Origin of the sequence: Burkholderia sp. IT-111MI5 (assembly GCF_949752865.1) — a bacterium.
GTDB classification, from domain to species: Bacteria; Pseudomonadota; Gammaproteobacteria; order Burkholderiales; family Burkholderiaceae; genus Burkholderia; species Burkholderia pyrrocinia_C.
This window is the reverse complement of the sequence record NZ_CATKIF010000012.1, coordinates 1-26,214: the sequence shown is the minus strand read 5'-3', so window position 1 is coordinate 26,214 and position 26,214 is coordinate 1. Positions and strand designations below refer to the sequence as shown.

Annotated in this window: 12 protein-coding genes and 2 pseudogenes; 2 read left to right on the top strand and 12 right to left on the bottom strand. The window is 60.7% G+C overall.

Annotated elements, in window-relative coordinates:
- Window positions 1-4 precede the first annotated feature (4 nt).
- Window positions 5-4,627, bottom strand: coding sequence for an RHS repeat-associated core domain-containing protein (locus ACM6JT_RS14725; protein WP_414856755.1), 4,623 nt, complete (start codon window positions 4,625-4,627; stop codon window positions 5-7).
- 57 nt (window positions 4,628-4,684) lie between these two features.
- The gene (tssI, locus tag ACM6JT_RS14720) at window positions 4,685-7,864 is read right to left on the bottom strand and encodes a type VI secretion system tip protein TssI/VgrG (protein WP_414856754.1); all 3,180 of its coding nucleotides are present in this window, start codon (window positions 7,862-7,864) and stop codon (window positions 4,685-4,687) included.
- Between the two features lie 369 nt (window positions 7,865-8,233).
- Here tssI and ACM6JT_RS14715 point away from each other — a divergent pair, with 369 nt between their 5' ends.
- Window positions 8,234-9,034 carry a cystine ABC transporter substrate-binding protein gene (locus ACM6JT_RS14715; protein WP_034183669.1) on the top strand — a complete coding sequence of 267 codons (801 nt, stop codon included), beginning with the start codon at window positions 8,234-8,236 and terminating at the stop codon, window positions 9,032-9,034.
- Between the two features lie 59 nt (window positions 9,035-9,093).
- Here ACM6JT_RS14715 and ACM6JT_RS14710 read toward each other — a convergent pair whose 3' ends face one another.
- The 9 genes and pseudogenes from ACM6JT_RS14710 to ACM6JT_RS14670 all read right to left on the bottom strand — a co-directional run bounded on the left by ACM6JT_RS14710 (window position 9,094) and on the right by ACM6JT_RS14670 (window position 23,923).
- Window positions 9,094-9,297: a hypothetical protein gene (locus tag ACM6JT_RS14710; protein WP_034183744.1), complete on the bottom strand. Its 204-nt coding sequence runs from the start codon at window positions 9,295-9,297 to the stop codon at window positions 9,094-9,096.
- Between the two features lie 719 nt (window positions 9,298-10,016).
- Window positions 10,017-10,616 carry a hypothetical protein gene (locus tag ACM6JT_RS14705; protein WP_414856753.1) on the bottom strand — a complete coding sequence of 200 codons (600 nt, stop codon included), beginning with the start codon at window positions 10,614-10,616 and terminating at the stop codon, window positions 10,017-10,019.
- Window positions 10,617-10,827: 211 nt separating this feature from the next.
- Window positions 10,828-11,088, bottom strand: a pseudogene (locus ACM6JT_RS14700) (GNA1162 family protein); the annotation flags it as partial.
- Window positions 11,089-11,176: 88 nt separating this feature from the next.
- Window positions 11,177-11,521: a hypothetical protein gene (locus tag ACM6JT_RS14695; protein ID WP_414856752.1), complete on the bottom strand. Its 345-nt coding sequence runs from the start codon at window positions 11,519-11,521 to the stop codon at window positions 11,177-11,179.
- A gap of 523 nt (window positions 11,522-12,044) precedes the next feature.
- Window positions 12,045-12,965 (bottom strand): hypothetical protein, encoded by a 921-nt coding sequence (locus tag ACM6JT_RS14690; protein WP_414856751.1) that lies wholly within the window; start codon window positions 12,963-12,965, stop codon window positions 12,045-12,047.
- 57 nt (window positions 12,966-13,022) lie between these two features.
- A complete protein-coding gene (locus ACM6JT_RS14685; RefSeq protein WP_217590710.1) occupies window positions 13,023-13,382 on the bottom strand; it encodes a hypothetical protein in 360 nt (119 codons plus the stop codon).
- Window positions 13,383-13,973: 591 nt separating this feature from the next.
- On the bottom strand, window positions 13,974-23,342 hold the full coding sequence (locus ACM6JT_RS14680; protein ID WP_414856779.1) for a hemagglutinin repeat-containing protein: 9,369 nt from the start codon (window positions 23,340-23,342) through the stop codon (window positions 13,974-13,976).
- Between the two features lie 15 nt (window positions 23,343-23,357).
- A pseudogene (locus ACM6JT_RS14675) lies at window positions 23,358-23,465 on the bottom strand (ESPR-type extended signal peptide-containing protein); the annotation flags it as partial.
- 71 nt (window positions 23,466-23,536) lie between these two features.
- Complete coding sequence (locus ACM6JT_RS14670) at window positions 23,537-23,923, bottom strand: hypothetical protein (protein ID WP_414856750.1); 387 nt, start codon at window positions 23,921-23,923, stop codon at window positions 23,537-23,539.
- 278 nt (window positions 23,924-24,201) lie between these two features.
- Between ACM6JT_RS14670 and ACM6JT_RS14665 the strand changes: the two genes are divergently transcribed.
- Window positions 24,202-24,462, top strand: coding sequence for a hypothetical protein (locus ACM6JT_RS14665; protein ID WP_414856749.1), 261 nt, complete (start codon window positions 24,202-24,204; stop codon window positions 24,460-24,462).
- Between the two features lie 75 nt (window positions 24,463-24,537).
- On the opposite strand, the gene ACM6JT_RS14660 is transcribed toward ACM6JT_RS14665, so the two are convergent.
- Window positions 24,538-26,214 (bottom strand): ShlB/FhaC/HecB family hemolysin secretion/activation protein (locus ACM6JT_RS14660; RefSeq protein WP_414856748.1); only part of this gene is annotated, 1,677 nt, incomplete at its 5' end.

Sequence of the window (26,214 nt, the reverse complement as noted above, 5' to 3'; positions counted from 1 at the left end):
GATCCTATTGACGTCGTCCGTTCGCAATCAGCCATTTAATGGTTTCGCGCGTCGTGGTCGGTACATTCTGCGCCCCACCGGCTCGCAGAATGTCTCCGACGTGCGTCACACAACTGTTGGTGTTTTTGTCATACACCTTGCCGTCACGGCCCAAGCGGCTGGCCTGGGCCTGGTAGGCAGCGGTAGCGTCCGGCAAATCGACGTGAATTGTATTCTGAACCGTAGATGCAGGCGCGAGATACTGCCCCGTAATAATAGTGTTGTGCTCATCGTCCACAATCACCTGGTGCGTTCGCAAAGTGCGCCCTGAATCCGGAACCACTTCAACATCGAAATGTGGCCCGTGCTCATTGCGCGACTGCCGAACGATGGCCTTCCCCGGACAAAGCCCGAGCGGATCGGTCCATTGAATCGGGTTCGGCGCATACTGATAAACGTTGATGCCACCCGCCAATCCGATCGGATCTCGGCTGACGAATCTGCCGATTTGCGGATCGTAGTACCGATGCCGGTTATAGGCGAGTCCCGTCTCCTCGTCGACCTGTTGCCCCTGGAACCGAAGTGAATTCTTCGGCACAATCCCGGCCGCCTTCGACGCCTGAGCGATCACCTCGCGCGCTTCGCCCCAAGCCTTGTACGAGGCCTCCCACACCACATCGCCATAGTCGTCGGTCAGCAATTGCGGCGTACCGATCTGGTCGCAGTGGTAATGGAACAGCTTGGCGTTCGATCGTCGCTGCGGCACCTTCTGCAGCGGATCGTCTTCCGGCACGTAGCGATCGGTGCCTTTCCATTCCGGCGTCGCGATGCCGTCCACGGGTTCGGCCACGTACTGCGCAAGCGGTACGAACGTTTTCGGCTCGTAGATATAGTGCGTACCGCGCTCCGCATTACTTTCGTACGCGAGCATATCGCCGTCCCACCCGAACACGGTCCTCTCGCCGTTTACCTCTTTCGCGATCCGGCGACCCAACGCGTCATAGAAATACCGCGATTGGCTCTGCCGCGACGTCTCGGCAACCCTCGACGCCCGCAAACGGTTGAATTCGTCCCACTCGTATTCCTGCTCCCCTGCCGGCGTATGCTTGCGCACCGGATTCCCGCGCGCGTCGTACTCGAAATGCATCCCGGCGTAGGCCTTCAGCAGGTTGCCGAGCACCTTCGACACTTCACCAGGCAACGTATTCTCCGGCCTGACCGGACTCGGTCGCGAAGCCGTGGTCACCGGCTGCGCCGGATCGATGATGTTGCTGGCCGGATCGAACGCGAATCGCTCCTTCGCGACCGGACTGACGGCTTCGATCAGGCGTCCGACCGGATCGTATCGATAGTCGACTCCCCCTTTTCGGCTGTCTTCGATTCGCGACAACTGCCCGGCCGCATCGTAACGATACCGACGCTCCGCGAAAGGCACCTGCGACGTCGACCGCTGCAGCGTCTGTTGCAGTATCCGTCCAGCCGGGTCATAAGTCGTGCGCTGCCCGACTTCGCTCGACAGCACCCGCCCCGTCTCGCGATGCAGGTCGTCGCGCTCGAACTGCACGCGCTCCTCGCCATCGAGCAGCATGCCGTGCACATGTCCCGAGCCGTATATCAACCAATCGATCGCGTGGCCGTCCGGTCGCACGGTCCGGCGCCGATTGCCCAGTTCATCGTATTCGTGATGCCAGACGTAGCTGCGCCGCTCGCCGAACAGATCGTACGCGTGATGCTCGCGCACCAGATTGCCAATGGGATCGAAGAAAAACTGCACGCGACTGTATCGGTTCACCGCCTCGATCAGTCGGCCGCTCGGATCATAGGCAAAGCGTTCTTCACTCTCCCCGGAAATCCGCTTCAGCAAACGACCGTTTACGTCGACTTCCAGCGAGGTCACGCATCCCGCATCATCGACCGCAATGAGGCTGCCGCTTTCCTTGTCGCGTTCGTAGCGAGTCGACTTGCCGTCGAAGCCGACCTGCTCGGTCAAGCGCCCTGCTTGATCGTAGTGAAACCGATGCGTCGCGAAATTGGCATCCGTCAGCACCGACAACCGCCCCACTGGGTCATAGCGATACGCCAGCATCTGCCCAAGCGCATCCGTGCGGCTCGCGATCCGGCCGACCGCGTCATAGCTGTATCGTATCGATCGATTCAACTGGTCGGTATGCCGCAACAACCGGCCCTCGGCGTCGTGATGCACCTGTTCGAGACCGGCAGGCGAACGTATCTCGGCCAATTGCCCATTCTGGCCATAGCCATAGGCCGTCACGCCACCCGACGCATCCTTCGCCTCGATCACTCTGCCAATGTCGTCATATCGCCACTCGGTCTTCTTTCCGGAGCAATCCGTGTAGCTCGTCAGTTGCCCGGCATCGTTATACCCGATCGCCTTCGATCCGCCCTTGGCATCGATAACACGAGTCGGCAGCCCCTTGTCGTTGTAGCTGTATGCGGTGGCCTGCTCCAGAGGGTCGAGCATTTCGACAAGATTGCCCGCGTCGTCGTATTTGCGGTGCCAAACGTGCCCGCTCGGATCGACGACACGAATCATCTGATTCTTGTCGTCGTATGCCATTTCAACGACGGTGCCGTCCACACGCTCATGCCGGACCATATTGCCGCGCGCGTCATATTCCATCCGCTCGATGCTGCCGTCCTGTCGAATATGCAGGACCAGGTTGTGATGCTCGTCGCGCCGGAACCATTCCTCGTTGCCGTCCGGATACACGACCCGGTACACGTATCCGTGGATATTGAAGTAATACCGCGTCATCTGACCAAGCGCATCGGTCACGTACGTGAGGCGAATGTTCGGATTCCACGCAAGACGGATGTCGAGGCTGCCGTCATCGGCATACTCGCGGACGCACTTCGCGTTCGCATTATCGTCCGCATCCGCGCCGTCCCATTCGAGCGTCATCCCACGCCCCGTGCGATCGGTATAGCGCGTAACAAGATGTCGATGGTATTGATAGGTGCGCGCATTGCCATGGCGATCGACCGCACGAACGAGATCCCCCATCCCGTCGTATTCGTAGCTCGCGAGCGTGCGGCGCTCGCCGTCCTTGAGTACCTGTTCGATTTGCACGATCCGGCCATGCCTGTCGTGCTCGAACGCGAGCACATTGCCGCTCGCATCGATCAGTCGCGCAAGACGATCGAGTGCATCGTAGTCGAGCGTAATCGCGTTTCCGGCACGATCCTTCTGCATCGCCAGCCGAAAGACATCGCCACGGCGCTCGTACACATGCAACGCTACGTGACCGTATGCAACCGTCACCCACGTATCGTCGAGACGCGACAACGTCAGTTTTTCTGACAAATCATCGTGTACTTCGCCGGCCGCGAGCGCACGATATTCGATACTGCGCCCCTCTGCGTCGCGATAGATCCATTGACCACCCTTGATGTCGATGCGGGTCGTATAGGGTGTGATCCACCGCGCCCCCAACTCACTGCCATCGTATGCGGAGAGCCTCGAGCGGTACCTGCGCTCCCACACGAGAGGCAATGCACCCGGCAAGTCAAAATCCTTGTGCGAGAACGTTTCGTCCCCGAACGCAAAGTCGATAGACGCGGGCGACGACCCAATCGGGCACCACTGACAGCCACTCTTCCCTGGCCCCTCCACCGGCGCCTGCCCTGTGTTCGCCTCCAACCCTTCCTGCCCCCGCGTCTTCCGCGCCTGGCTCCTCCCTGCCGACTTGACCTCCGCACTCTGCTCATGCAGCTTCGCACGCGCCTTCACCCGCCCGACAGCCTCGATCAACTGCAAGACAAGCCACATCATCTTGCCTTCCTCGCTGCCGGCCAGCGAGCGGATCGACGACGCGACCTTCGGCGCCTGCGTCCTCAGAAACGTCACCGTACTGCGAAACGGCTCGAGCCACGAATCCGGCGCTAGCTTCGCCGCCGTCCCGACTGTCGCATTGCCGACCGTTTTGCCGAGCGCCTTGTAACCCTCATACGCAAACGCGAGCCCGTCACCCACTCGGCTCGCGCTGTACCACGGACGGTTGTCGCGCATCTTCTTCGCGAGCTGCTCCGCGCGCTTCAGGTTGCCGCTGTTGTCGAACAGCTGACCGTGCAACGCCTTGTCCATGCCGGTCGCAATCGCACTCATCAACTCTTCCGCCTTCGACGCACATCCGTCGAGCAGCTTCACGAGACCGTTCTTCAGCTTGTCGAGGAAGTCCTCGATCTCCGTCGCACAGGTCGCGTTGATATGCGTAATGAGCACGGAAATGATCGCCGCACCGAGATTGCCGCGCGTGATCAGCAACTGGTTACGCACGAGCGCGAGCAGCGGACGCGCCGACATCCGGAATGGCGCGAGCGTCGGCGGAATCGGAATGATGCCGATCAGATTGATCGCGAGGCCCATGTAATCGAGCACCTGCCCGCCGCGTTTCTCGATGATATGGGCGATATCGCCGAGCGCATCGAGCGCCGCCATGATGTTGCCGACGATCGGCACTGCGCCGGCAACCGTCTTCACGTCCTCGAATGTCACGTGGTTGCCGCTGATCTTGCGCAGCCATGCGTCGAAGCGATCGCCCCCCGCCGCGACATCCTTCGGCGAAATATCACTGAGCCAGGAAACAGCCTGTTCCTTCTCTGCGCCCGGTGGAAGTTGTTGTGCCATGTCGTTTTTCGTTCAATTCGCGATTTAGTTGTTCTTGACGGCTGACGCGCCGCCCTCTCAGGATTTCAGCGGTCCGCCGAACCCGCTCGTCGGCAGCTTCATGCCGGTCGCACCGGCCGCCGACGCCACCGTCGTCGCGCCCTTGCCCGCAATCCCCGCGACACCGGGCAATGCGCCCTGCAGCGCCCCGGATGCTGCGTTCGCCGCCGGCGCGGCCAGCGCCGCGAGCCCGCCTTGCCGTGCAGCCTGCACCATCCCGGCCACCTGCTTCGCGGCACCGCTCAGGCTCGAAGCCGTCTGCAACGCAGACGCCACGCCCGCCCCACCCAGCGCAGTCGCCGCAGCCGGCAACGCGGAACTCGCCAGCCCGCCCAGCGCAGCGCCTGCGCCACCGCCGCTCACGAGCCCCATGGCAGCCGTTGCCGCTGCAGGCGTCATCCCCTGCAACTGGCTGGCAAGCTGCCCAGTCGCCGTGGCCTGCGCGGCTTCCGGCGATGGCTCGGCGGGCTCCGCCGGCCACTTCGCCTGCTTGAAGTAGTTCGCCGGCTGATCCGACTCGCGCGGGTCCTTGCCGAACTCGACTCGCACCGCACCGGGCGGCAGCCCGCTCACGACCGTGTAGCCGCTGTTGTCGAGCGCACCCTTCTTCAGCACCGCGCCGTTCACGTCTTTCACCGTGAACAACCCGCCCTTCACGGCCTCGCCGTTCACGTACTTGTGAAACAACTCCAGTTGCCCCGGCTGATCGGGCCGCGGGCTCGGCAACGGATACCCCATGCTCGCCGGCCCAGCGAACGTATGCGACGCGCCCTTCACATCCACCGCACCCGGCGTGTGAATCTCGATGTTCCCGCCTTGAATGCGGATATACCCGCCGCCGCTCGTCAGCAAGATTCCCTGATCGGCCGCGATTTCAATCCGGTCGGTCGCCGACACGATCTTCACCGCCTTCTGCGCGGTCATCTCGACGTTGTCCGACTGCGCCTGGATCTCGACCTTGCCCTTGCCCGCGAACAACTTCATCCCCGCGTTCTGCACGAACAGGCTCAGCTTCTGCCCGATGCTGCCGATCAGCGACTTGCCTGCCGCAACATGCACGCTCTGCCCGCTCGCGACGTTCACGTGATCGTTCGCGACCACATGCACCGACTGCTGCGTCGACATCCCGATCCCCGACGGGCTGCCGAACAGCATCACCGGTTCCTTGAACGCGTTCGCGTTGCCCGTGCCGCCGCCTGCCGTGCGTCCTCCGGCGGCGCTGCCCGATGCGCTGTCCTGCGTCGCGTCCGTGAACGCGCGCATCGTGTCCTGCGCGTCCTTCAGGCTTTCCGCCTGATGCTGCTCGCTCACGCCCGACATCGCCTCGACCAGGCTCTCGCCCGTCACGAGCTGCTGTTGCGCTTCCTTCACGTCGAGCGGCTGGCTGTTCGCCGCCTTCGGATGCGTGGTCATGTACAGGCCCTGGCTCGCCCGCACCGCGCCGTACGCATCCGAGCGCAGGTCGAACCCGCTGCCGAGATACGCGCCGCGCGAATTGCCGCTCTGGTCGATGATGTAGCCGAGATGCAGCAGGCTGTTCGCGCTGCTGCTCATCAGCTGCACGCGGTTCTGCCCGGTCGCGTCGTCCATCACGAGCTGGTTGTAGCCGCCGCCCGAATACTCTTTCGACCGATATCCGGACAGGATCCCGTCGGTATGCCACTGCGGCTGGTTCGCGCCGTTGTACACGCGCCCGACCGCGAGCGGCCGATCGCAATCACCGCCGACGTAGTCGATCAGCACCTCCTCGCCGATGCGCGGCACGTGCACGCCGCCGTAGCCGCCGCCGGTATCCGACTGCACGACGCGCACCCAGCACGACGCGTTCTCGTTGCCCGGGTTCAGGCGGTCCCACACGAACTGCACGCGAATCCGGTTCAACGCGTCCGTATAGACTTCCTCGCCCTGCGGCCCGACGACGATCGCCGTCTCGAGATGCATCTCCGGCTTGTGATGCTCGAACGGGCTGCGATACGGCACGCTCGCGCGTTGCGCTTCGACTTCGACGAGATAGAAGCCGGTCGAGCCATCCTCGTGCGGCACGCGAAATGCGGGATCGGCGCCGTAGCGCTCCTGCACCTGCGTCAATGCCTCGCGCAGACTATATGGAAAGTCCGCGCTGTCGCTCGCGACGGGCAGGTTGTTCTCGATCCACCACGCCACCTCGATCGCGGCGAATTCGCGCTGATCAGCGGGATCGCGATCGTGCTCGGGATGGTCGGTCAGCGTGAAGCGTCTGCCCGCATCGATCGCGCGCACGCCACCCGCGCCATGGAAGCGCTTTGCCTGCGACTCCCATTCCTCCATCCTGACCTTCGTCAGATGGTCGCCGCGCGTCTGGTCCAGGTATGTATAAGCGCCCGTGTACTCGTAGACTTCGAGCTGGTCGGGCAACTCGCCCTGGCCGCCCATCGTCGGCAGCGACGTGCCTTTCGGGTTCGACGGCTGCGAAGGATTCTTGTAGTCGAACGTGCGCGTCGTGCGCGTCACGCTCTGCAGCGTACGCGTGCCCGACCATTGCGTGAACGCGTCGGCCTCGCTGGCCGCGCCGCCGTGATAGAAGCGCACGGCCTCCGGCGACAGCGGCGCGAACGCCTGCAGGTTGTCGGTGATCACGAGCGTATGCGACTTGCCGTCGTCGGCCTGCTGCCATGCGCAGTAGAGCCCTTCGTTCTCCATCAGCCGATGCACGAAATGCCAGTCGGTGTCGTGCTGGCGCGTGTACGACCGGTTCGGCAGCGGCTTCGACAATGCGAAGCGGAAATGGCCCTGCGCCTGCGGATGCTTGTTCAGCACGTCGGAAATGATCTGGTCGACGGTCGCGTCGTTCCAGAGCCGCTGATCGCGGCGGAACTTCAGGAAATGGGAGAAATCGGCGAACGCGAGCTGATATGTCGTGAGCCCGCCGTCGGCGCCCAGCCGGCGCGCGGTATGCACGTATCCGTTGATCGGCCGGTAGCTGCGGTCGCCCTGCTGAATCCACAACGTGACGGGCTGCGCGATCAGCTTTTTGAGTTCCAGATCGCTATCGGTCGACAGCACGTCGAGCGTGAACTCGTACGCGCGCCCGATGCGCGAACGGCCGACCACCCGCTGCACGGTCAGGACATTGGCCCCCAACGGCGTGTCGAGCTTCAGCAGCCGGTCCTGCTGAAGCAATCCGCCGCGCAATGCGGCAATTGTGTTCTGCATGTTCATGACTACGGCCTTTTCTTCTTTTGACGCGCCCTCGGATGGCGCCGGCATTTGATTCCGCTCGCGCGATTTTACAGAAAAATTACAGCACGAACCCGAAATATGACCTGATTTAAAAGAACATTTCGAGTGCAATCGGAAAATATCCGAGCGGGAGTGCTCGCCGAATTGCTCCCCCCAGCCGAGCCGATTCCTGTCCACGCCACAGTAAGTCAGTCGCCTCTCCCCATGAAATCGATTGCAATCAGGGCCAATTCGACTTTCGGCGCGGCGCGGTTGCGAGTAGTGTCTACGTGCCCGTATTGCGGCCCACCGGGGCCGGCCGGCGCCCGGCGCTCACCACAACACCGTACTGAACACTGGAGATCTGCGATGAAACGTTCGAAGTTCCTGCTGTCGGGCCTGCTGCTCGCGTCGGCCCTCGGCTTCACGGCCGTCGCCGCGCACGCTGAAGACCTGCTCGATTCGGTGAAGAAAGCCGGCGTGCTGCGCGTCGGCCTCGAAGGTACGTATCCGCCGTTCAACTCGCGCGGCACGTCGGGCCAGCTCGAGGGTTTCGACGTCGACGTCGCGAATGCGGTCGCCGGCAAGCTCGGCGTGAAGACGCAGTTCATCCCGACCGAATGGAGCGGCATCATCGCGGGCCTGCAGGCCGGCAAGTTCGACGTGATCGTCAACCAGGTCACGATCACGCCGCAGCGCAAGGAAGTGCTCGACTTCAGCCAGCCGTACACGTACTCGGCCGCGCAGCTGATCCAGCGCAAGGACGACACGCGCAACTTCAAGTCGCTCGACGATTTCAAGGGCAAGAAGCTCGGCGTGACGCTCGGCACCAACTACGACCAGATGGCGCGCACCGTGCCGGGCATCGAGGTGCAGACGTATCCGGGCGCGCCGGAGAAGCTGCGCGACCTCGCCGCGGGCCGGATCGAGGCGACGCTCGACGATCGCCTGATGCTGCCGTACATGATCAAGACGTCGAACCTGCCGCTGCGCGCGGGCGCGGTGCTGAACGGCGGCAAGCAGGAAATGGCGATCCCGTTCCGCAAGGGCAACCCGAAGTTCGAGAAGGCGATCAACGACGCGCTGGCTTCGCTGCAAAAGGACGGTACGCTGAAGAAGATCTCGATGCACTGGTTCGGCAGCGACGTGACGGTGCCGGTCGCGCAGTAAGCGGTTCGGCGTTTCGATGCGTCACGCCCTTCGTCTCGATGAAGGCGTGACGCTTCCTCTCAGGCCGCTTCGTCGAAGCGCGCCAGCAGCATCTGGCCGATCGGCGTCAGCGCCGGGCGCACGGCTACCGCGCTCATGCGCACCTGCGTATCGACGACCAGCCGCTTTTCTACCAGCACGGCGAAGGCCTGATTCGATTGATCGACGCTGTCAGGCGCGCGCGCAATGCGCAGCAGCATCGAGAATTCATGCGGACTCAACATGGTCCAGGTCTCCTGATCGTCCTCGATCCGGTTCGAATCGGCGTCGATCATGTTTTCGAATGAAATGGTGGAAGGCATGAACGGTGCGCCGCCGGGAGCGAGATCCCGGTTGCCCGCCTGCGACGCGGGCACGTCGTCGGAAGCAGGTTGCGCACATCTCGGTTCCGGCGATGCCGCCACGACGGGAACGTGCAACCTTATGGGCGCATCGTGACGCGACCGTGACAGCAAAACGGGGGCGCAACGGCGCGCGCTTTCCCGCGTTCCGTTTCGCGCCCGTCAGCGCGGATCGACCGAATACGGAATGCCGCTGCGTGCCGATTCTCCCGCATGGCGCATGCAGCGCACGACCACGTTCACCGCACGCCCGAGCGGCATCCCTGACTTGGCTGCATGTGAAGTGCTGTCGCACCTCTTGACCGAGAAAGTGCCTCTCTCGGCATGAAATACCGAGCTTACCCAGCGCCTCTCGAAATCGTTGCTCGACCCTTCTTCGCTCACACTCCAGGCACGATACCGTACCGCGCATCGCAACCGTGCCGATACGCGTGAATTCATGGCCGAACGCGCAGCGAAACAGGTAGGCAAATTGCGCACCGTTCCATTGCTCGGTCAGCAGCGTGAGCCCACGGTTGCCCGCGATTTCGCGCAGAAGCGAAAATGCTTCATCAGAATTTCTGCGCGTGCGCTTTAGTGGTGTGGTACTGCTCATCGTGTCGCTAAGCTTCGCACCTCTCTTCATCAATCTCCGGCAGCATCGTCGGATCAAGCAAGATCCGGTGTTGCGTGGGGTTGCGCTCGCACACGAATTCGTTATGTCGAGGCCCCTCGCGCGGACCGACACTACGCAAATTCATATGCGAATGACACCAGGGACATGTAGCTGCGAAGGTACTGAGGTGTATTCGCCCTTTCGCACCCAGCTCCACGAAGTGCCTTCGGCTCACTGGCTCAAACCGACGGCGACGCAGTGCAACGACCAAGACCCATGAAATCGCTCCGATAACCATTGAAAAGAAAAACAGCGAACCCCAAGACGCATATTTCTGTTTTGCAAAAGGGGAGTACAAAGTGAAATACAGTCCGAGCAGGCTCGCCAATCCTGTCACAATCCCGAACACGCTCAATCGTTCGGCTTTAATCGATGCGCCACCTAGCGCTGCAATCCGCCGGACCGCCAATTGCTCGAGCGTAAACCGTGGCTCGCCACCTTCACTTCGCTTTCCGCCGCCGACGTTGATTGTCGCTCCACGAAAATCGCCGACACCAACGTTCAGGCTTCCGTCGCCATGCTGAGAGCCCGTATTCTCGTTAGTCATTGCCACCTCACAGTACCCACGTTGCCCTCAGCAGCATTTCAGATCACCCAAGCAATCCTATCCAATCGCCCCACATTCCGGGTCAACTCGTGCGTTTGATCTGCAGTTTGCAGGTCGACTCATAACAGCGACACTTCCAGTTTTTCTCGTGCTGATTCGGGTGAGGAACGCATGTGAAACGCTCCGCGTGCCCACACCAAGAAAAACGCTGTCAATCCGTTCCGTACCTCGATGACCTCGGGCCGTACAACAAGCCGTTTGGCGGTCCGGCCGACAGTAATCGGTTGCTCGTCAGTGCTGCGACAGCATGGCCTTCGTCCGACAACGAATGCGCCACCTGCTTGACGGCTGCCTGCACAAGCACGCCGACAATCCTGAATGCGCCTATGTTGACGTTGTTACTCATTTCCTTACCCGTCGCTCCTCCATTGTGCCGCCAAAGCACATCGCCGCTCCTCAGATCGACGAGCTGGCCGCAATTGCAGTTGGGGAGAGGGAACTATGAAAATCAAAACCATCCGATTCGCCGTCCGGGTATCAGAAATTCGGATACCTGATACTCAATTCACCTTTTCCAACAAGTAATACTCTATTCTGCTGTCGTAGCTCCACTTTAGATCAAGAGTATACCAATTTTGCTTAAATTCAATTTCCCTGTTATTCCAGACCCCCGAAATCCCACCAGAATTATACGGCTTTATCGTCGCCGACCTCAGCTCCCAGTATGGATAACTACCTCCAATGAATTTATAATCCCCACATTCGATCAACCCAACAACATCAAATGACCTCTTATCAACCCTGCATGCAGCCGGACTTTCTGCATCGAGGACTCTGCCATTTTCGCCAATATACTTAAATACGGGCTTACCGAATTCACTACTCGAAACTTCGAGCGACTGCAATCTTCGATTGGATGGCCCTCTGATTACGCGATACGTCCCATTAAATTTCAAAACATTAGAGACATCACTCCCCGAAAGTACAGTATCGCGAGGCACCAGCTTACTTGGATCGTACGCACAACCAGCAATAATAATCGAACAAACGAATCCGGCCACACTCAAAAATCGAGAAATCACAACCTTCACCTTAAAAACCATTCATCAACGCCATCAATTAACCTACACCTTACCGATTACCGACGTCGAGGATTGAACAGGCCTCGCAATATCCCCTCAAGACTTATCGTCCTTTCCATACGTACGCTTCGCCTTTCGCCACTGGGACTGTCCAAATGGCTTGATTTTAAGCATGGCGGCGCGACTCGCGAACCCACCAATTAGCGCCAGACCAAATCCGAGGAGCGCAATCCCTCCCCCAACAACCGTCGGGGGGATGAATTTAAAGGCACAAAACATCAGCACAAATCCAAAAACTATAAAGGCCAATCTCAGCCAGCCTGTGAAGTTACCGTCCTCAATCAGCTTAATTCTTCGCACCTTTTCCTCCACCACCAGCCGGCACACTCTTTACAACACTTTGCCAATATGACGTGATTGAATTTTGCAACTTCCCAACATAATCGTCATTGTTAAACGTATTGCCTATCGCGTTGACAATCGGTCCGATCACTGGATATTTCCCAGAAACATAATTTGACAACACGTTAACCCCACCGCCAACCCAATACTGACCGACATTGGGATTCAATACCTGTCCCACTGCATCTGCACCTACCCCCACCACCGTGGTCGCGTACGATATTCCTGCGAAAGCTGGAGCGAGCGGTGTAGGCGCGGAAGCCAGCGCCCCGGTGGTCGCTCCGATCCATCCGGCCGTTGTCGAAGTAGCTGAGGCCAGATCAGTCGTGGTGGATTTGATATATCCCAGATCGGCTTGATTAGGCAAGCGAGTAAACGGCCCTGTTACCGTGCCACTACTCTTTGCGTTCGATGCTCCCGTCGCAGATGCTGAGTATTGTTGCACGAGAGGGACATCCGCGCCATTTGTGTTCTTCAGAATAAACGTCTGCACTTCGGGATTGGCTGATCCTGGGATTTGCGCCCAAACTGTCTTGCCCGTGTTCTGGTTTACGCCAGCGTTCACCCATTTCGACCCGTCGTCGGGCTTAGTTCCCTCCACCGTGGCTGCAGCTCCGCTCTCGAACACCCCATTCGCTGCGTAGCCCATCTGTGCAAGTTGATTTGCAATATCAGTGGACGTCACGGGAGACCCGTCTGCATTTTTTACTCCTTGCGATTTGGCCTTCGCAGCAAGTTGCTCGGCAAGCTTCTTTTCATTCGGATGCAGTTGTCGGTTAAATCGATCTACGGATGCCGAAGTCAACGCCCCCGTCCCACCGCCGACAAGCGCCCCGGCCCCACCAGTGAGCAGGTTCGAGGTCACGTTGCCGAGCAACTCGTCGACATTTGCATTGCCGGTCGGCCCCGTCTCCTTGATCGACTACGCGATTTCATTCAGTTGCGGGGCGAGCTTCGCCGACACGCCCGCACCTGCCGCTCCACCAGCCGCACCCAAGCCACCGCCGGTCAACCCGCCCGTCAACGCACCGCCGGCAATATGCAGCGCAACACGGTTGTCCCCGCCTTCGGCCCAACTGTCGGCTGCCTGCTGATACCGTGCCTTGAGCGTCGGATCGGTCGCATTATTCGCGTTCGTCTGTGCCTCGTCCCGCTTCCTGTCCGCATAGCTACCAATCTGCTTCGCGATCGCTTCCGACGCCGCTTGCGCTGCGTTGATCAGATCCGACTGGCTGCTCAACACCTGTTGCAGATCCGGGGTCTTGCCGACCGCGCCATTCAAGCCCGACGTGTCACGATTCAGCGTCGCTACATCCTGCTTCTGGTTCGCCTTGTCCGTGATCGTGATGTTGCCAGCACTGATTGCGCTTTTCGCGGGTCGCGCTACTGCTGTCGCTCTCGCTCACATACAGTGGCTGACCGCCACCCGTATAGGTTGAAACCCGTAGACTGATGGATCAAATGACCGCGTTCGCCAAATATTCGCCCATATTCAGCACAACCACGATAAGAATTTCCTCAAGCAGATTGTGGAAGTGATAGTTATTTGAGCCAGAATGCATTGAACTCTATCCAACTACGCTACTAGCATAACCTCGCCACAGTGGTCATGACTTGAACCAAGGCCCGAACTTCTCCGGGTCATCACTCAACAGCCCTGCCTTGCGCAGCGGCTTTGGCAGGTGCCTCGCAAAAACGAAGAACAAGATAATGAATAACGGCAATCCAATTGAAAGTAGCGCTATAGTGTCATCCATTTTGAATGCAATGCGGCATAGTCCGGATACAAGGAAGGACCAACAGCCAGCACCGACTGAAGATGCGAGGCATACAGTGAAAAAAATTTGGGACGTTGCATATAATCTACGCCAGTTCACTTTTCACCTCCACCTCGAATGTCGTTGACAACGGCTGCCCCCTTCGAGCCAACGCCGTAAAGCAAAAACCCCTGCGTCGTACCATATGGCCACGGTTGCTTAAGAAAAGGAAGCAAATTTACATTATTAATGCGCGGAACGGTTACGCCAAACATAGAAACCGGCCGATTCAATCCATCAGCAACGCCCACGTTCAAAGGCACCGGAGCCTTCAAGGCGAGAATGGCCATTCCAAAATTAATTCCGTCATACACGGCGCTTCCCCATTGCGGAGAAAGTTGATTAAATCCCCAGCGCAATGGGTTATCTCCCGGCTCGCTGATTCCGTTGTAGCGTTTATACAAGCCGCTACCGCCTTCTACGACTTCACTCAATCCAAACGTGGTCATCCAGCCACCGACGGCACATCCAATACCACTCGTGCAAAGAGCCGCACCAGTTTTCGCCGTCATTCCACCAAGGGCGATTTTAGTCGCATCTTTTGCCACACCCACCGGATCGTTCTTGATGGCGTCGCCACTTTTCTGCAGAAAAGTATATTCGAATAGACCCGAACTCTTCTGTTGATTCACCCAGTCGAATTCTTTGGTAAGCGACGCCGCTTCAACCTCGCTCACAAAATTCTTGTTTCGGTCATCGCTACCTACGGCATATTCCGCCCAGCATTTGACGGCATAACAAGCGGCACGCGTAAGGCGCTCTTCCTCTTTCTTGTCGCCGTTCGCCTTGTCGTGAATCGCCTTCTTCTCGTCCTGATTCAACTGCCGGTTGAACCGATCCACGGCCGCCGAAGTCAACGCACCCGTGCCACCGCCGACGAGCGCACCGGCCCCACCGGCCAGCAGGTTCGAGGTTACGTTACCCAGCAGCTCGTCGACATTCTTGTTGCCGGTCGGCCCAGCATCCTTGATCGACTGCGCAATTTCCGTCAGTTCGGGCGCAAGCTTCGCCGATACGCCGGCACCCGCCGCACCGCCAGCCGCGCCCAGTCCGCCAGCCGTCAGGCCACCCGTCAACGCGCCACCCGCAATATGCAGCGCAACACGATTGTCGCCACCTTCGGCCCAGTTCTTCGCGTCCTGCAAGTACTGCGCCTTGAGCGCCGGATCATCGGTCGCAGCGGCTGCGTCGCGGGCGGCTCGTTCCTTCTTGTCCGCATAATCGCCGATCTGCTTGGCGATCGCCTCCGACGCCGCCGTCGCCGCGTTCATCAAGTCCGACTGACTGGACAGCACCTGTTGCAGGTCCGGGTTCTTGCTCACCGTCCCATTCAAATTCGACGTGTCCCGGTTCAGCGTCGCCACGTCCTGCTTCTGGCCCGCGTTGTCCGTAATCGTGATGCTGCCGTTGCTGATCGCGCTTCGCGTCGTCGCGCTGCTACTGCCGCTTTCGCTCACATACAGCGGCAACGCGCCGCCCGTGTTCTTGCCGTTCGTGTTCGTCGGCCCGTGCGTCGCATAGTTGTTGCCGCCGTCGCCGATGCCGCCGCCTGCGCCTACGCCGACGCTGCTGGCGTTGTAGTCCGAGTGGTTCTGGATGTCCGAGAAGGACAGCGTTCCGGTCGTCAGCTGGTTCTTGTCAGGCGTCGCCGTGCTCGCGATGTACGCTCCCTTCAGGTCGGTGTTGCCCTTGACCGTCACGTCAAATCCACCGTCCCCGGCCTGGATACCCGACTGCTCGTTCACGCCGGCATAGTTGCCGCTCGCATGACCGCTCTGCGCGCTGAAACTCGCGCTGCCGCCGCCCTGGCTGACGCTGAACCCGCCGCCCGAACTGCTCTGGTGAGCTTCGCTGCGGCTCGTATCCTGCACCGACGCGAGATTCAGGTTACCGCCAACATCCGCGATCACCTTGTTCGCATTGACGTTCGCCCCGACGATATTGGTGTCGCCGCCGCTGATGATCGTCGCGGTACTGCTCGCATTGATGTGCGTGTTGTTCTGCGTCGCCGCATCCGAGTTCGCATCGCCGTGTGCGCGCGACATTGACGCCGACACACCAAAGCCACCCGTGCCGTACGACACGCCCACGCTCGCGCTCTTCGACTCGTTCGTGCTGCGCGTGCTGTCGGTATCCGTGCTGTTGACCAGATTGACCTTGTTCGTCGCCTGCAACAACACATCCTTCGCGGTCACGTCCGATCCCTGGATCGTCACGTTACCCTGTCCGGCGTTCTTGTCACCCGTCGCGACGAAGGCGGCCGTACCGCCCGCCTTCACGCTGCTGCCGTTGTTCTGCGTGCTGTTTTCGGTGAACGTCGACTTGCTGTGAGACGAGCCGAAACTCAATTCGACCTTCGCCTCGACCTTGCCCTTCGGATCGTTCAGCGCATTCGTCATGCTGCCCGTTGCGCCGACCAGATCGACCATGCCGCCCGCCGCCGCAATCGCATGCAGTGCTGCCGCCCGTCCGTCCTGACTACCGCCCGCGCCCTGCGCCTGTTGATTCACGTTCTGGATCGCATCGATCACCGGCGACTTCACCGCCAGCGTGAAACCCGAACTCTTCACCTCGTGCGTTTCTTCGTGATGACGATCCGTCTGCGACGCATCGATCGTCACTTCCTTCGCGACGCCCGTCACATCCTTGCCGGCGACAATGTCGGAGCCCGTCACATGCAGCTTGTTGCCAGCCACCATCGACACGCTGCCGTCCGTGCTGCCGATCAGGCTGCCCTGCGAACCCTTCACCGTATCGCGGCTGGTATCTATCGTCTGGTTCGTGCCATACGAGATTCCGGCGCCTGCACTACCGAGGCCGGATTTCTTCACGTCCTTGTAGTGATATTCGCTCGAGGCCGTGTCCGCCGTCGTAACCGTCAGGTCGTGTCCTGCGGCGAGGCTCACGTCGTTGGTTGCAGCGATCGTTGCGGCCTTCGCCGTCAGGTCGTTGCCAGCCTGCACCGCAACCGTGCTGCCCGACAACGTCGTGCCGACCGCATTGGTGTAACTGCTCGAATCGATCGTATGCGTCGATTTCGACGACAGGAAGCCGTTTTCTTTGTGATAGTGCTCGTCGTTCGCGCTCGCGCTCTGTTCACCGGCCTTCAGGTTGACATCGCGCCCGGCGCTGATGCCAATCGCACCCTGCGCATTCGCATAAGCTGCCGTCGCGTTCACGTCGTGGCCAGCCGCAATCGCCAAGTTGCCACCCGTTGCGATCTGCGTGCCCGTGTCGCTCGACGCCGAGTGTTCGGCGTGATTGCGGGCGTCCCACTTCACCGCGTCCTGGCTGCTCTGGCGAACCGCGTTCAGATTGACGTCGTTGTTCACGGCCAGCACTGCATCGCCGGTCGTTGCAATTACAGCCGCGTTGGCGTTCAGGTCTCGACCGGCAACAGCCTGAAGCGTACCCGCATTGACCGTCGATACACGATCGATGCCGGTCGCACTGCCATTCGCAGCCTTCGCCGAACTGGTCGTGCTCGTCAGGTTGAGGTCGCGGCCAGCCGACAGCGCCACCGTATTGCCTTGAATCAATCCACCGAGATTATTGAGATCCTGGTTCGCACTCGCGAGCACGGTTCCTCCCGACACCGTACCGCTGTTGTCGATCGAATCGGCATGAATGATCGTGACGTTGCGGCTGGCGATCGTGCCCGAGTTCTTGTACGCACCATCCGAATCAATGGTGACGTTCTTGCCGGAGATGATCGTGCCTTCGCCAGTCACGTCCGCCGCGTTCGCGTGCAAATACACCTGCGGCACCAGCACCGTCTGCTGACTACCATTCGGCAACGTCACCGTCTGATTCACGAGCCAGACGATGTCGCTCGTCAGTGCGGCCATTTGCGCGTCGGTCAGCGCGGTGCCTACGTTCAGCCCGAACTGCTGCGACGCCTTCACGCCATTCGCCATCAGCGCTTTGTATTCGCTCTGGTTGTCCGTGTAGTCGCCAATGAAACGCTGGCCAGTCGTCTGAATGATCTGTTGCTGAATCAGTTGCTGCTCGTAGAAGCCATCGCCGATGCGCTTGAGGACCGTATTGGGGTCGACCTTGAGCGCATCCAGCATCGTGTCACTCGACAGCCATTTCCGGTAATCGGTAAAGCGCGGGTCCGTCTCGATCAGGAAGTGGCTGCCCGGGTCGCTCGTGACCTGATACAGCGCGTTGTTGGGCAAACGCGTGTTCGGCGTCACCGTGCGCACGACGACATCGCCCACGTTCGCCTTCACGGCCGATACGTTCCCCACACCGACACCCGACACGCCCGAGCCAATCAGCGCTTGCCCGCTAACATCCTTGCCCGCCACCGGCGTCACGCCGGTACCGCTTGCGCCCTGCGCAGCGGACGTCGCCGCGGCCACGCTCTTGATCGGATTGGACGGTTTGCTCGGATCGGTCAGCACCACCGGCAGATCGATCGTTTGCGACGGAATGGCCGGCGAGTAGTTGGTCGTCGAGGTCGCGCGTTCGTCGCCACTGAAGGCGCCGCCCGACTGGACCCAGGTATAGATCGCCTTGCCCGAGCCGGTGAACGTTTCAGTACCGGTAGCACCGATGTTCTGCACGTTCGTCGGATTGTTGCCGTCACCGGCCACGATCTGACTCTTGTCGTTGACACCGGACGGAGTGTTGATCGTGATATGGCGGCCAGCGGTGATCGTGCCGGGTTGCGAAGCCGTTACCACGTCCTTGGTCGATTTCACGTCAACCGTGTAGACGGTATAGGTCTGCACGAGCCGGCTCGCAACGTCCCCGTTATACCCAACGAGCGCCTGGTTCAGGTTCTGATAGGCGGCAACGGTTGCCTTGTACCACTGCTGGAACGGTGCGCATGCCGCGTTGGTCGAGGTCACGCACGACGGGCTCGGGGGACCGAAGGGATCCGGTTTTGCACCCGTTACGTCAGCTTCCGTCGGAGCCTTGATAGAAAACCAGTCACTACCGACGTTGCTTCTACCGGTCACCAGCGCTACGCCCGGAGACATCCAAAACGGCCCCGACGTAGTCCAAGCCGAATTGGCATCAGGCGGTGGCGTCACACCGAACGTCGTCCAAATGTCGGCAGGCACGGTCCGATAAGCTCCGGTCTGCGAAGCCGTGTCCCCATTCGCGAAGTTCGTCGCGGGATATGCAGTGTTATCGATCTTGCCCGCCACACCATTCATCGTGTACTTCGCGTACTCGGCGAACGGATACTTGGTCGATGGCAGCAGAATGAACTTCTGGTCGTCGTCCAGTGCCCACTGGTAGTCCGTGCCCGGATGAATTTCCTGGCTGTTCTTCTGGTACAGATAAACGGTCGACGGATCGATCTTCTCGGTCGAACCTGGAACCTGATACCACAACTGGTTGCCACTGGCAGTCGTGACGGTCGACGTCTGGAAATTCGAGTTCAGGTTTTCGAATCGATTCGCGGAGATCGTGATGTCACGGCCGGCGTCGATCTGCGCACCGTTGTTCGTCACGATCTGCGCGCTGCCGGTTGCCTGATGGTTCGCGTCCAGCGCGCCGCCGACGCGGATGTCGTTGCTCGCGTAGATCAGTGCATTGTTCTGGTTTTTGAGTGTCTGCGCGCCAATGTCGAGGTCGCCGCGCGACGCAATCACGCCGCCCACGCCTTGCGCGTTCTGGTCGTTAACGACTGTGTTCGCGCCCACCGCGACCGTATCGCCATAGATCCGGCCACCGGCGTTCGTGATGGTGTCCCCCGCCGTCACCGTCGTGGTACCGCCATCGATCAGACCTTCGTTCGTAATCGACTGGTTCGCGTGGACGTTCGTAGCGCTCCCACCGAAAATCTCGCCCGTCGCGCGGTTCCGAATGGAATTGGCGTTCACATTGGCAACATTGCCGGCCGACAGTGTGCCGCTGTTGTCGAGCGCGCCGCTGGCAGTCGTCGTCAGATCATGACCCGCGACGATCTGCCCATTGTTGGTGAGATTGCCTTGCGTCGTTACGTTGACGTCGCCCGCCGATTGGAGCTTGCCGTCGTTGTTGAGCGTACCTGTCGAGACCGCCAGTTGCTGACCGCCATTGATGTCGCCCTGGCTGTTGATCAGCGTGTTCGACGCCGTCAATGTTGCCGTGCTTTTCGACTGGATGCTGCCCGACGTGTTGTCGATCGTCAGTGCGGTGAGCTTCGCATCCTTGTCAGCGCGGATAGAACCGGACGTATTGTCGATCGTCTGGTTGGCGTTAAGGGTAACGCTCGCGCCCTCCATCCCTGCAGTCAGCCCCGGCACGCCTGCCGTTGTCGGCAACGTCGAATTGGTGGTCTGCGCATTGCGAATCGTATCGCCCGTCACCGACAGCGCACCGCTCGCGTGCATGGCCCCGCGCGTATTGTCGACAGTCATACCGGACACCGTTACGTCCCGGTTGCCGCCAATCTGGCCTGCCACGTTCGACACCGTACCGGCGCTTCGTACGGTCAATGCACCATCCGCCACGAGCGAACCCGCATCGTTGGTCACGGATGCGGCGTTGACGGTCGCCGCACCGCTTGACGAGATTGCACCACCTGCGTTGCTCAGCGCTCCCGTTGTCAGCGTGACGCCATTGCCGAGAACCTGACCGCCCGTGGATTGCCCTGCCAGTACGCCGTTGTCGAACGTCTGGCCGTGCGTATCGACGTCGACCGCTCCCGTTGCCTGCACCAAGCCCGACCGGTTATCGAATGCTCCCGACCGGCTCGTCAGTGATTGGCTTGCCGCCACCTTACCGAGCGTGTTGTCAATCGCCCCCTGTCCGGACGCGAGCGTGACGTTCGCTCCCGTGATCGTGCCGCCCGAGTTCAGCAATCCCGCATTGGTCAGGGTCGTGTCGCCCGATGCCAGCAGCTTGCCACCAGCGTTGTCCGTTGTGCCAGATGTCGCCACTGCCAACGCGCCAGAAACCGAACCGATGGTGCCGCCGTGGTTCGACACGGTCTGCGCCGTCACGGTCGTGTCGTGTGTCGCCGCGATCGTACCGCCTGCATTCGTCAACGCGCCTGCTACAGTGAGCTTCGCCGCATCCGCCGACACCGTGCCCTGCGAATTGTCGAACGTACCGGCCTGCGTGTTCAGCGCGCCAGCAGCGGTAATCTTGCCCTGGGTATTGTCGAGTGCCTGCGAGACGGTCAACGTCATGTCGCCGGTAGATGTGCCGATCTGGCCTGCACGGTTGCTCAGCGTCGCGGCTGTTGCCGACAGCCCGGTTGCCCCCACCAGCTTGCCGCTATCGTTCGACACCGTGCGCGTTGCGGTCAACGACAATGCATCCGACGATGACCCTATCTGACCGCCCGCATTGACGAGATCCCCCGTCTGGATTTGTGCACCTCGCACGGCAGTCATACTGCCGTTCGAGTTGTCGATCGTGTCGCTTGCAACGACGAGTGCATTGGCCGAACTCACCGTGCCGCCGGTGTTCATCAGAGACTGCGTCGCACGCAGCGTCGCGTCGCCGGTGGCCGATCCGATCGTGCCCGCCGCGTTGCCAATGCTGTTTGCCGTCACCGACAGACCATTGCCGCCGACCATGGCGCCGGACTGATTCGAGACGGCCCCCGTCGCCGTCACGGTCAGCGCGTCAGTGGTGCCGATCTTGCCGCCCGTATTCACGACATCGGCCGCCGTGATCTGTGCGGCGTGCGCGCTGATCGATCCGGCCGCGTTGTCGAGATGGGCCGTGTGAATCGACAGGTCGTTACCCGACGCAACCTTGCCGTTTGCGTTGTTCAGCGATTGCGTGACGTCGAGCGAGGTATTTCCCGCCACGGAGCCAATCTGGCCCTGTGCGTTAGAAACCGTATTCGCCGTCAGCGTGAGACCATTGCCACCTGCGATCTTCCCGTTGTCGTTCGACACGCTCCCGGTCGCCGTCAATGTCAACGCGCCCGTCGAGGTGCCGATCTCGCCCGCCACGTTCGTGAGGTCGGTTGCAGCGATCTGCGCCGTGCGCGCAGTCATGTGCCCCTGCGTATTGTCAAGCGCGCCAGCCGAGTTCAGGGAAAGCGCATCCGCCGCCAACGTACCGGACCGGTTCGAAACCGATTGCGCGGTCACGTTCGCCAGGTTCTGCGAACTGATAACGCCTGAGTCGTTAGCGAGTCGCCCCGCACTCAGCGTTACATTCTGACCGCTCATCGTACCGGCGACGTTCGACAACGTGCCATTCGTCGTGACGTTGACTGCACTGGTCGCGTTCACGGTCCCGTGGTCGAGCGTGACGTCGTTTGCGAACAGATTGACGTTATCGCCCGCTGCCAGCGTGCCGCTGCTCGTCACGTTCGCAGCGCGCGCCGTCACCGAGCCACCACCGACGAGATTGCCTGCGGAATCTGCCCCCGCGTATGCCTGCCCGCTATTGTTGAACGACGTGGCGGCTGTCAGGTTCGTGTTGCCGCCCGACGAAATCGTTCCGGCGTTCGACAATGCCTGAGACGCGTTCAGATCGGTGGTCTGCGTACTGACAATCGTGCCTTGCTGGGCGACGTTGGTGCCATCGATCCGGGTGTTCGCGGACGACTGAAGACGCGCCGTCGGCGCAATCGTCACATCGCCGTTGTTCGAGACTTGAATATCGCCGGTCAGTGACGTGACCGAACCGGCATCTCGCACCCCCACGCCGGCCTCGGTCCCGATCATCCGGACGCTATTGGCAAACATGCTACCCAACGCTTGCACGTCGATCGCGACGCCCGGCGCTGCGCCGGTGCCGGTCTGAGCCTGCGCAGTGTTGCTCGCATAGTCGACCCGGTTCGCACCCGCCACTGCGTTGATCGAATCCGCCCACACCTGGCCGTTGATCGTCATCGCGCGCGCGATCAGGTCGATCGCACTGCCATGCGCATCGAGCCCTGCACCGGCGATGCCGATCTGCCCCTGCGTCACGTTGAAACCGGCCAACGTGCCATCCGGATTGAAAGTCGACACGCCGGTCGTCAGCGTCACACGCGGAACATTCAAAAATCCGCAACCCGCACAGGTGATGCCTGCCGGATTGGCGATCACGAGATTCGCGCGATTGCCCGCGATCTCGGTCGGCCCGAGCAGTTGACTGGGGTTACCCGACGTAACCTGGTTGACGATCACGCGCGCCGAGTTGTTGCCAAGGAATGGGTTGCCTTGAACCCAGCCGGCGAGCTGCGTCTGTGAATCCCGGCCGCTGTTGACCAGCACCGCGCCCTTCGTCCCGACGTTGTACTGCGTGAAGTTGTTCAGCGAGACGCCGTTCTTCGGTGCAGTAATGTTGACAAGCGGTACGCCCGATGCAGACACGCCGACGACCGGATGGGTCGGACCGCTTCGATCGGGCGTGATCGGCAGCGTTGCCTGCGCTTCGGCGACGAGCGGCTGCATGCCGAACGTACAGAGTGCGGCAAACGCGGTTGCGCGTGCCGCAAACCAGATCGAGATCCCGGAATCCGTCGACATAGGTCGAGTGGCTCGCCGCACGCGAGCGCGTTCACCGCCCCCGTGCGCCGATGCGTATTCGTCAACCGCTACCAGCATGCCGCGCACGGCACTGAAGACCAAGCGAAAGATTCCGGAATTCATAATCGTTTTATTCTTGAATGCATGTCAGGCCGGCCGTCCACGTATCGCGCGAATGACCGCCCCCACTCACGTTACTTGCAGCTCAGTGCCACCAAGCCGTTGATGTTGCCCGTCGTCGCGGCCGGGATGCCGTACGACACCACCAGATACGGCTGCTTCGCGTCCGTGCCCATGACCGTGCTCATCAGAGTCGATTTGGTTTTCGAGCTCAGCTCCGTCAGACCAATCGCAGAGGTTCCGACGAACGACTGGTTCTGGTCGCTACCGATCGAGTACTGCAGATTCAGCGTGTAGTTGATGGCCGGATTACCAAAGGTATCGGTACCGGTCGTCAGCGTCGCCGCGGCGCCATTCAGCGAACCCGGGGCCGTATTGCCGTCCGCCGACGTCGGACGCGTTGCGAAGGCCAGCGAGCATTGCATTTGCACAGGCGAGGTCGTGTCGATCGCAACCGGCACACCGATTGCCCATACTTGCCCCCTGGTTGGCGTTATATGCAGCCCCCGAAGAATCCGCACCGTCGGCCCAGCGGCCGAGTGCGATGGCGCCATTGCCAGCGAGGTCCGTCACGATGCCTTTGGTCAGGGTCTTGATCGTGCCCGACGAGTCATACGGAATCGCGACATAGGCACCCGGTGCCTGCTCCTTGAGCGTCGCGGTAGGCTGGGTCAGGGCTCTGAGCGTGTAATTCCCGTTCGGCATCTGCCCACCGTTCCACGATGCGGGCGGCATCAGAATGCGGACCGTCGAAACCTGGCTCGAGATCGATTGCGATTGCCCTTCCACCCGAATCGTCGACGACGAAGACGCACTCCCCGACGGCGCTCCGGTCGATGACGTGCCATTTGATGCGGCGCTACTGCCGCTACTGCCGCTACTGCCGCTACCGCCGTCGTCACCGCCACCGCATGCGCTCAATCCGATCGCTGCCACCACCGCAAACGTTGCCGTCGCGGGGCTTGCAAAAGCCCACGCTTCTCGTACAGGTGCTGCATAGTCCTTCCTTCTTCTGATTGACGATCAACAAGACACCGAGTCGAGATCGACACCCGCTCGGTCTCCCCAGCTACGCTTAGAACAATGTGCTGACCTGGAACAGCAGCGTCGGCGAACTCGTCTTGAAGCCCTGCGGCTTCGACAACGGGAACCCAAGCGACACGTCGTAATTCAGTGCGGCACCGAGCACGTTCTTCGGTGCGAGATTGCCGCGCACGCCGACGACGGCGCCGACCAGTGTTTCGCCGAGCAGGTACTGTGCAGCGGGCCCTCGCACGCGCCCGGCATCGACGCCGGCATAGAGCGCCTGCGTGCCGACAGGCGTCGGCACGTACCAGTCGAGTTCGTTGGAAACCACCCAACCGCTCTCGGCAGCCAGTGTCAGTTGCTGATCGAAGCCACGCACGGCGTAACGCGTGCCGATCGTGAAATAGTCGGAAGGGGTTAATGGCGTACGCGCGTTCTGCATGTTCCAGCCGAACTGGTACGAGAACGTCTGACTGCCGATCTTGAAAGGAACCTGGGCGCTGAGACTTGCCAGCTCGATCTGCGTCTTGCCGTCGAAGTCGGGCGTGCCAACCACCGTGCCCGAATTACTGGACAAGCCCGGCAGCGATGCGCGCCAGGCAAACGAGCCGTCGAGGACAACATTGCCGATGTACTGGCGATGTGCGATGCCGAGCTCGTAGCCGATGATGTCGCGATGCTGCACGGGAAGGTCGACACCATCCAGCGAGTTGCGACTGATTTTGTGGAATAGGTTGCCGTGGATCTCCGTACGCGCGTGTGCGTTTCGATAGATCACACCCGACAGGCCGGCCTGAAGCTGCGATTGCACGCCGCTGTATTCAATCGGCGCATCGAAGCCGGCCACCGTCTGCTTATAGCGGGAGCGGCTCGCGTTCAACGTCAGCATCGCATAGCCAACCGGCACGCTATAGTTAGCAGACACCGACTGATTGCCTTTGTCCGATGCGCCAAAGTTCGCATTCGTCGTGCCGGCAATTTGAAGCTGGTCGTAGAGATGAAACGGCGAATCGAACGTGAACGAGCCGGACAGTTCGTACTTGCCCGTCGAATCGAGGCCCGCGTTGTCCGTACCGATAACGGCATGCCAGCGCTTGCCCGTTCCGGGGTGAAAGACGAGTTCGGAGTCTCCCGGATTAAGACCGGGCGCGATGTCGAACGTAGCATCGGACTGGGATTGCAGACGACGCAGGTTCTCCAGCCCTTGATCGATATCGCGCTGGTTCAACAGCGCACTGCCTGAAGTCGGCAGCGCCGCGCGCAACCAGCCAATCGTGGGCTTGTCGGCTCGGACCTCGCTGATGCGTCCCGGAACGACACGCAGCGTCAACGTGCCCGCTTGCAACGATTGCGTCGGCACGAGAACGCGAGATGTCACGTAACCGCGATCGATCAGCGCATTATTGGCAGCATCCTGAATCTGCTTGAGTGCGGTCTTGCCGACACACTGGCCCACGACCGGCTGAAGGAAACGCACGAGCCAGCCGAACGTGTTGTCCTCCAGCGCGATTTCCTTGATCGGAAAACACGGATTATCGAGCGGCAGGTTCGTGACGCTGGGTACCGAAGTCTTCTCTCCAGTCGGCGTCAACACATTGGGGCGTGGATTCAGCTCCTTGGTGGCCTCAAGTTGCTGCTGCTGCAAACGCTGGATTTGTGGGCCGGACGTAGTTTCGGATGGCGGAACGCCTTGGGCTAGCGCAGAAACGCTCGCCAACGCCGAAAT

Excerpts from the sequence above, each read along its gene's own strand:
- ACM6JT_RS14680 (WP_414856779.1), bottom strand. The coding sequence starts at position 23,342 with ATGTCGACGGATTCCGGGATCTCGATCTGGTTTGCGGCACGCGCAACC.
- ACM6JT_RS14705 (WP_414856753.1), bottom strand. The coding sequence starts at position 10,616 with ATGACTAACGAGAATACGGGCTCTCAGCATGGCGACGGAAGCCTGAAC.
- ACM6JT_RS14715 (WP_034183669.1), top strand. The coding sequence starts at position 8,234 with ATGAAACGTTCGAAGTTCCTGCTGTCGGGCCTGCTGCTCGCGTCGGCC.
- ACM6JT_RS14710 (WP_034183744.1), bottom strand. The coding sequence starts at position 9,297 with ATGTTGAGTCCGCATGAATTCTCGATGCTGCTGCGCATTGCGCGCGCG.
- ACM6JT_RS14665 (WP_414856749.1), top strand. The coding sequence starts at position 24,202 with ATGCGGACCGTCGAAACCTGGCTCGAGATCGATTGCGATTGCCCTTCC.
- ACM6JT_RS14725 (WP_414856755.1), bottom strand. The coding sequence starts at position 4,627 with ATGGCACAACAACTTCCACCGGGCGCAGAGAAGGAACAGGCTGTTTCC.
- tssI (WP_414856754.1), bottom strand. The coding sequence starts at position 7,864 with ATGAACATGCAGAACACAATTGCCGCATTGCGCGGCGGATTGCTTCAG.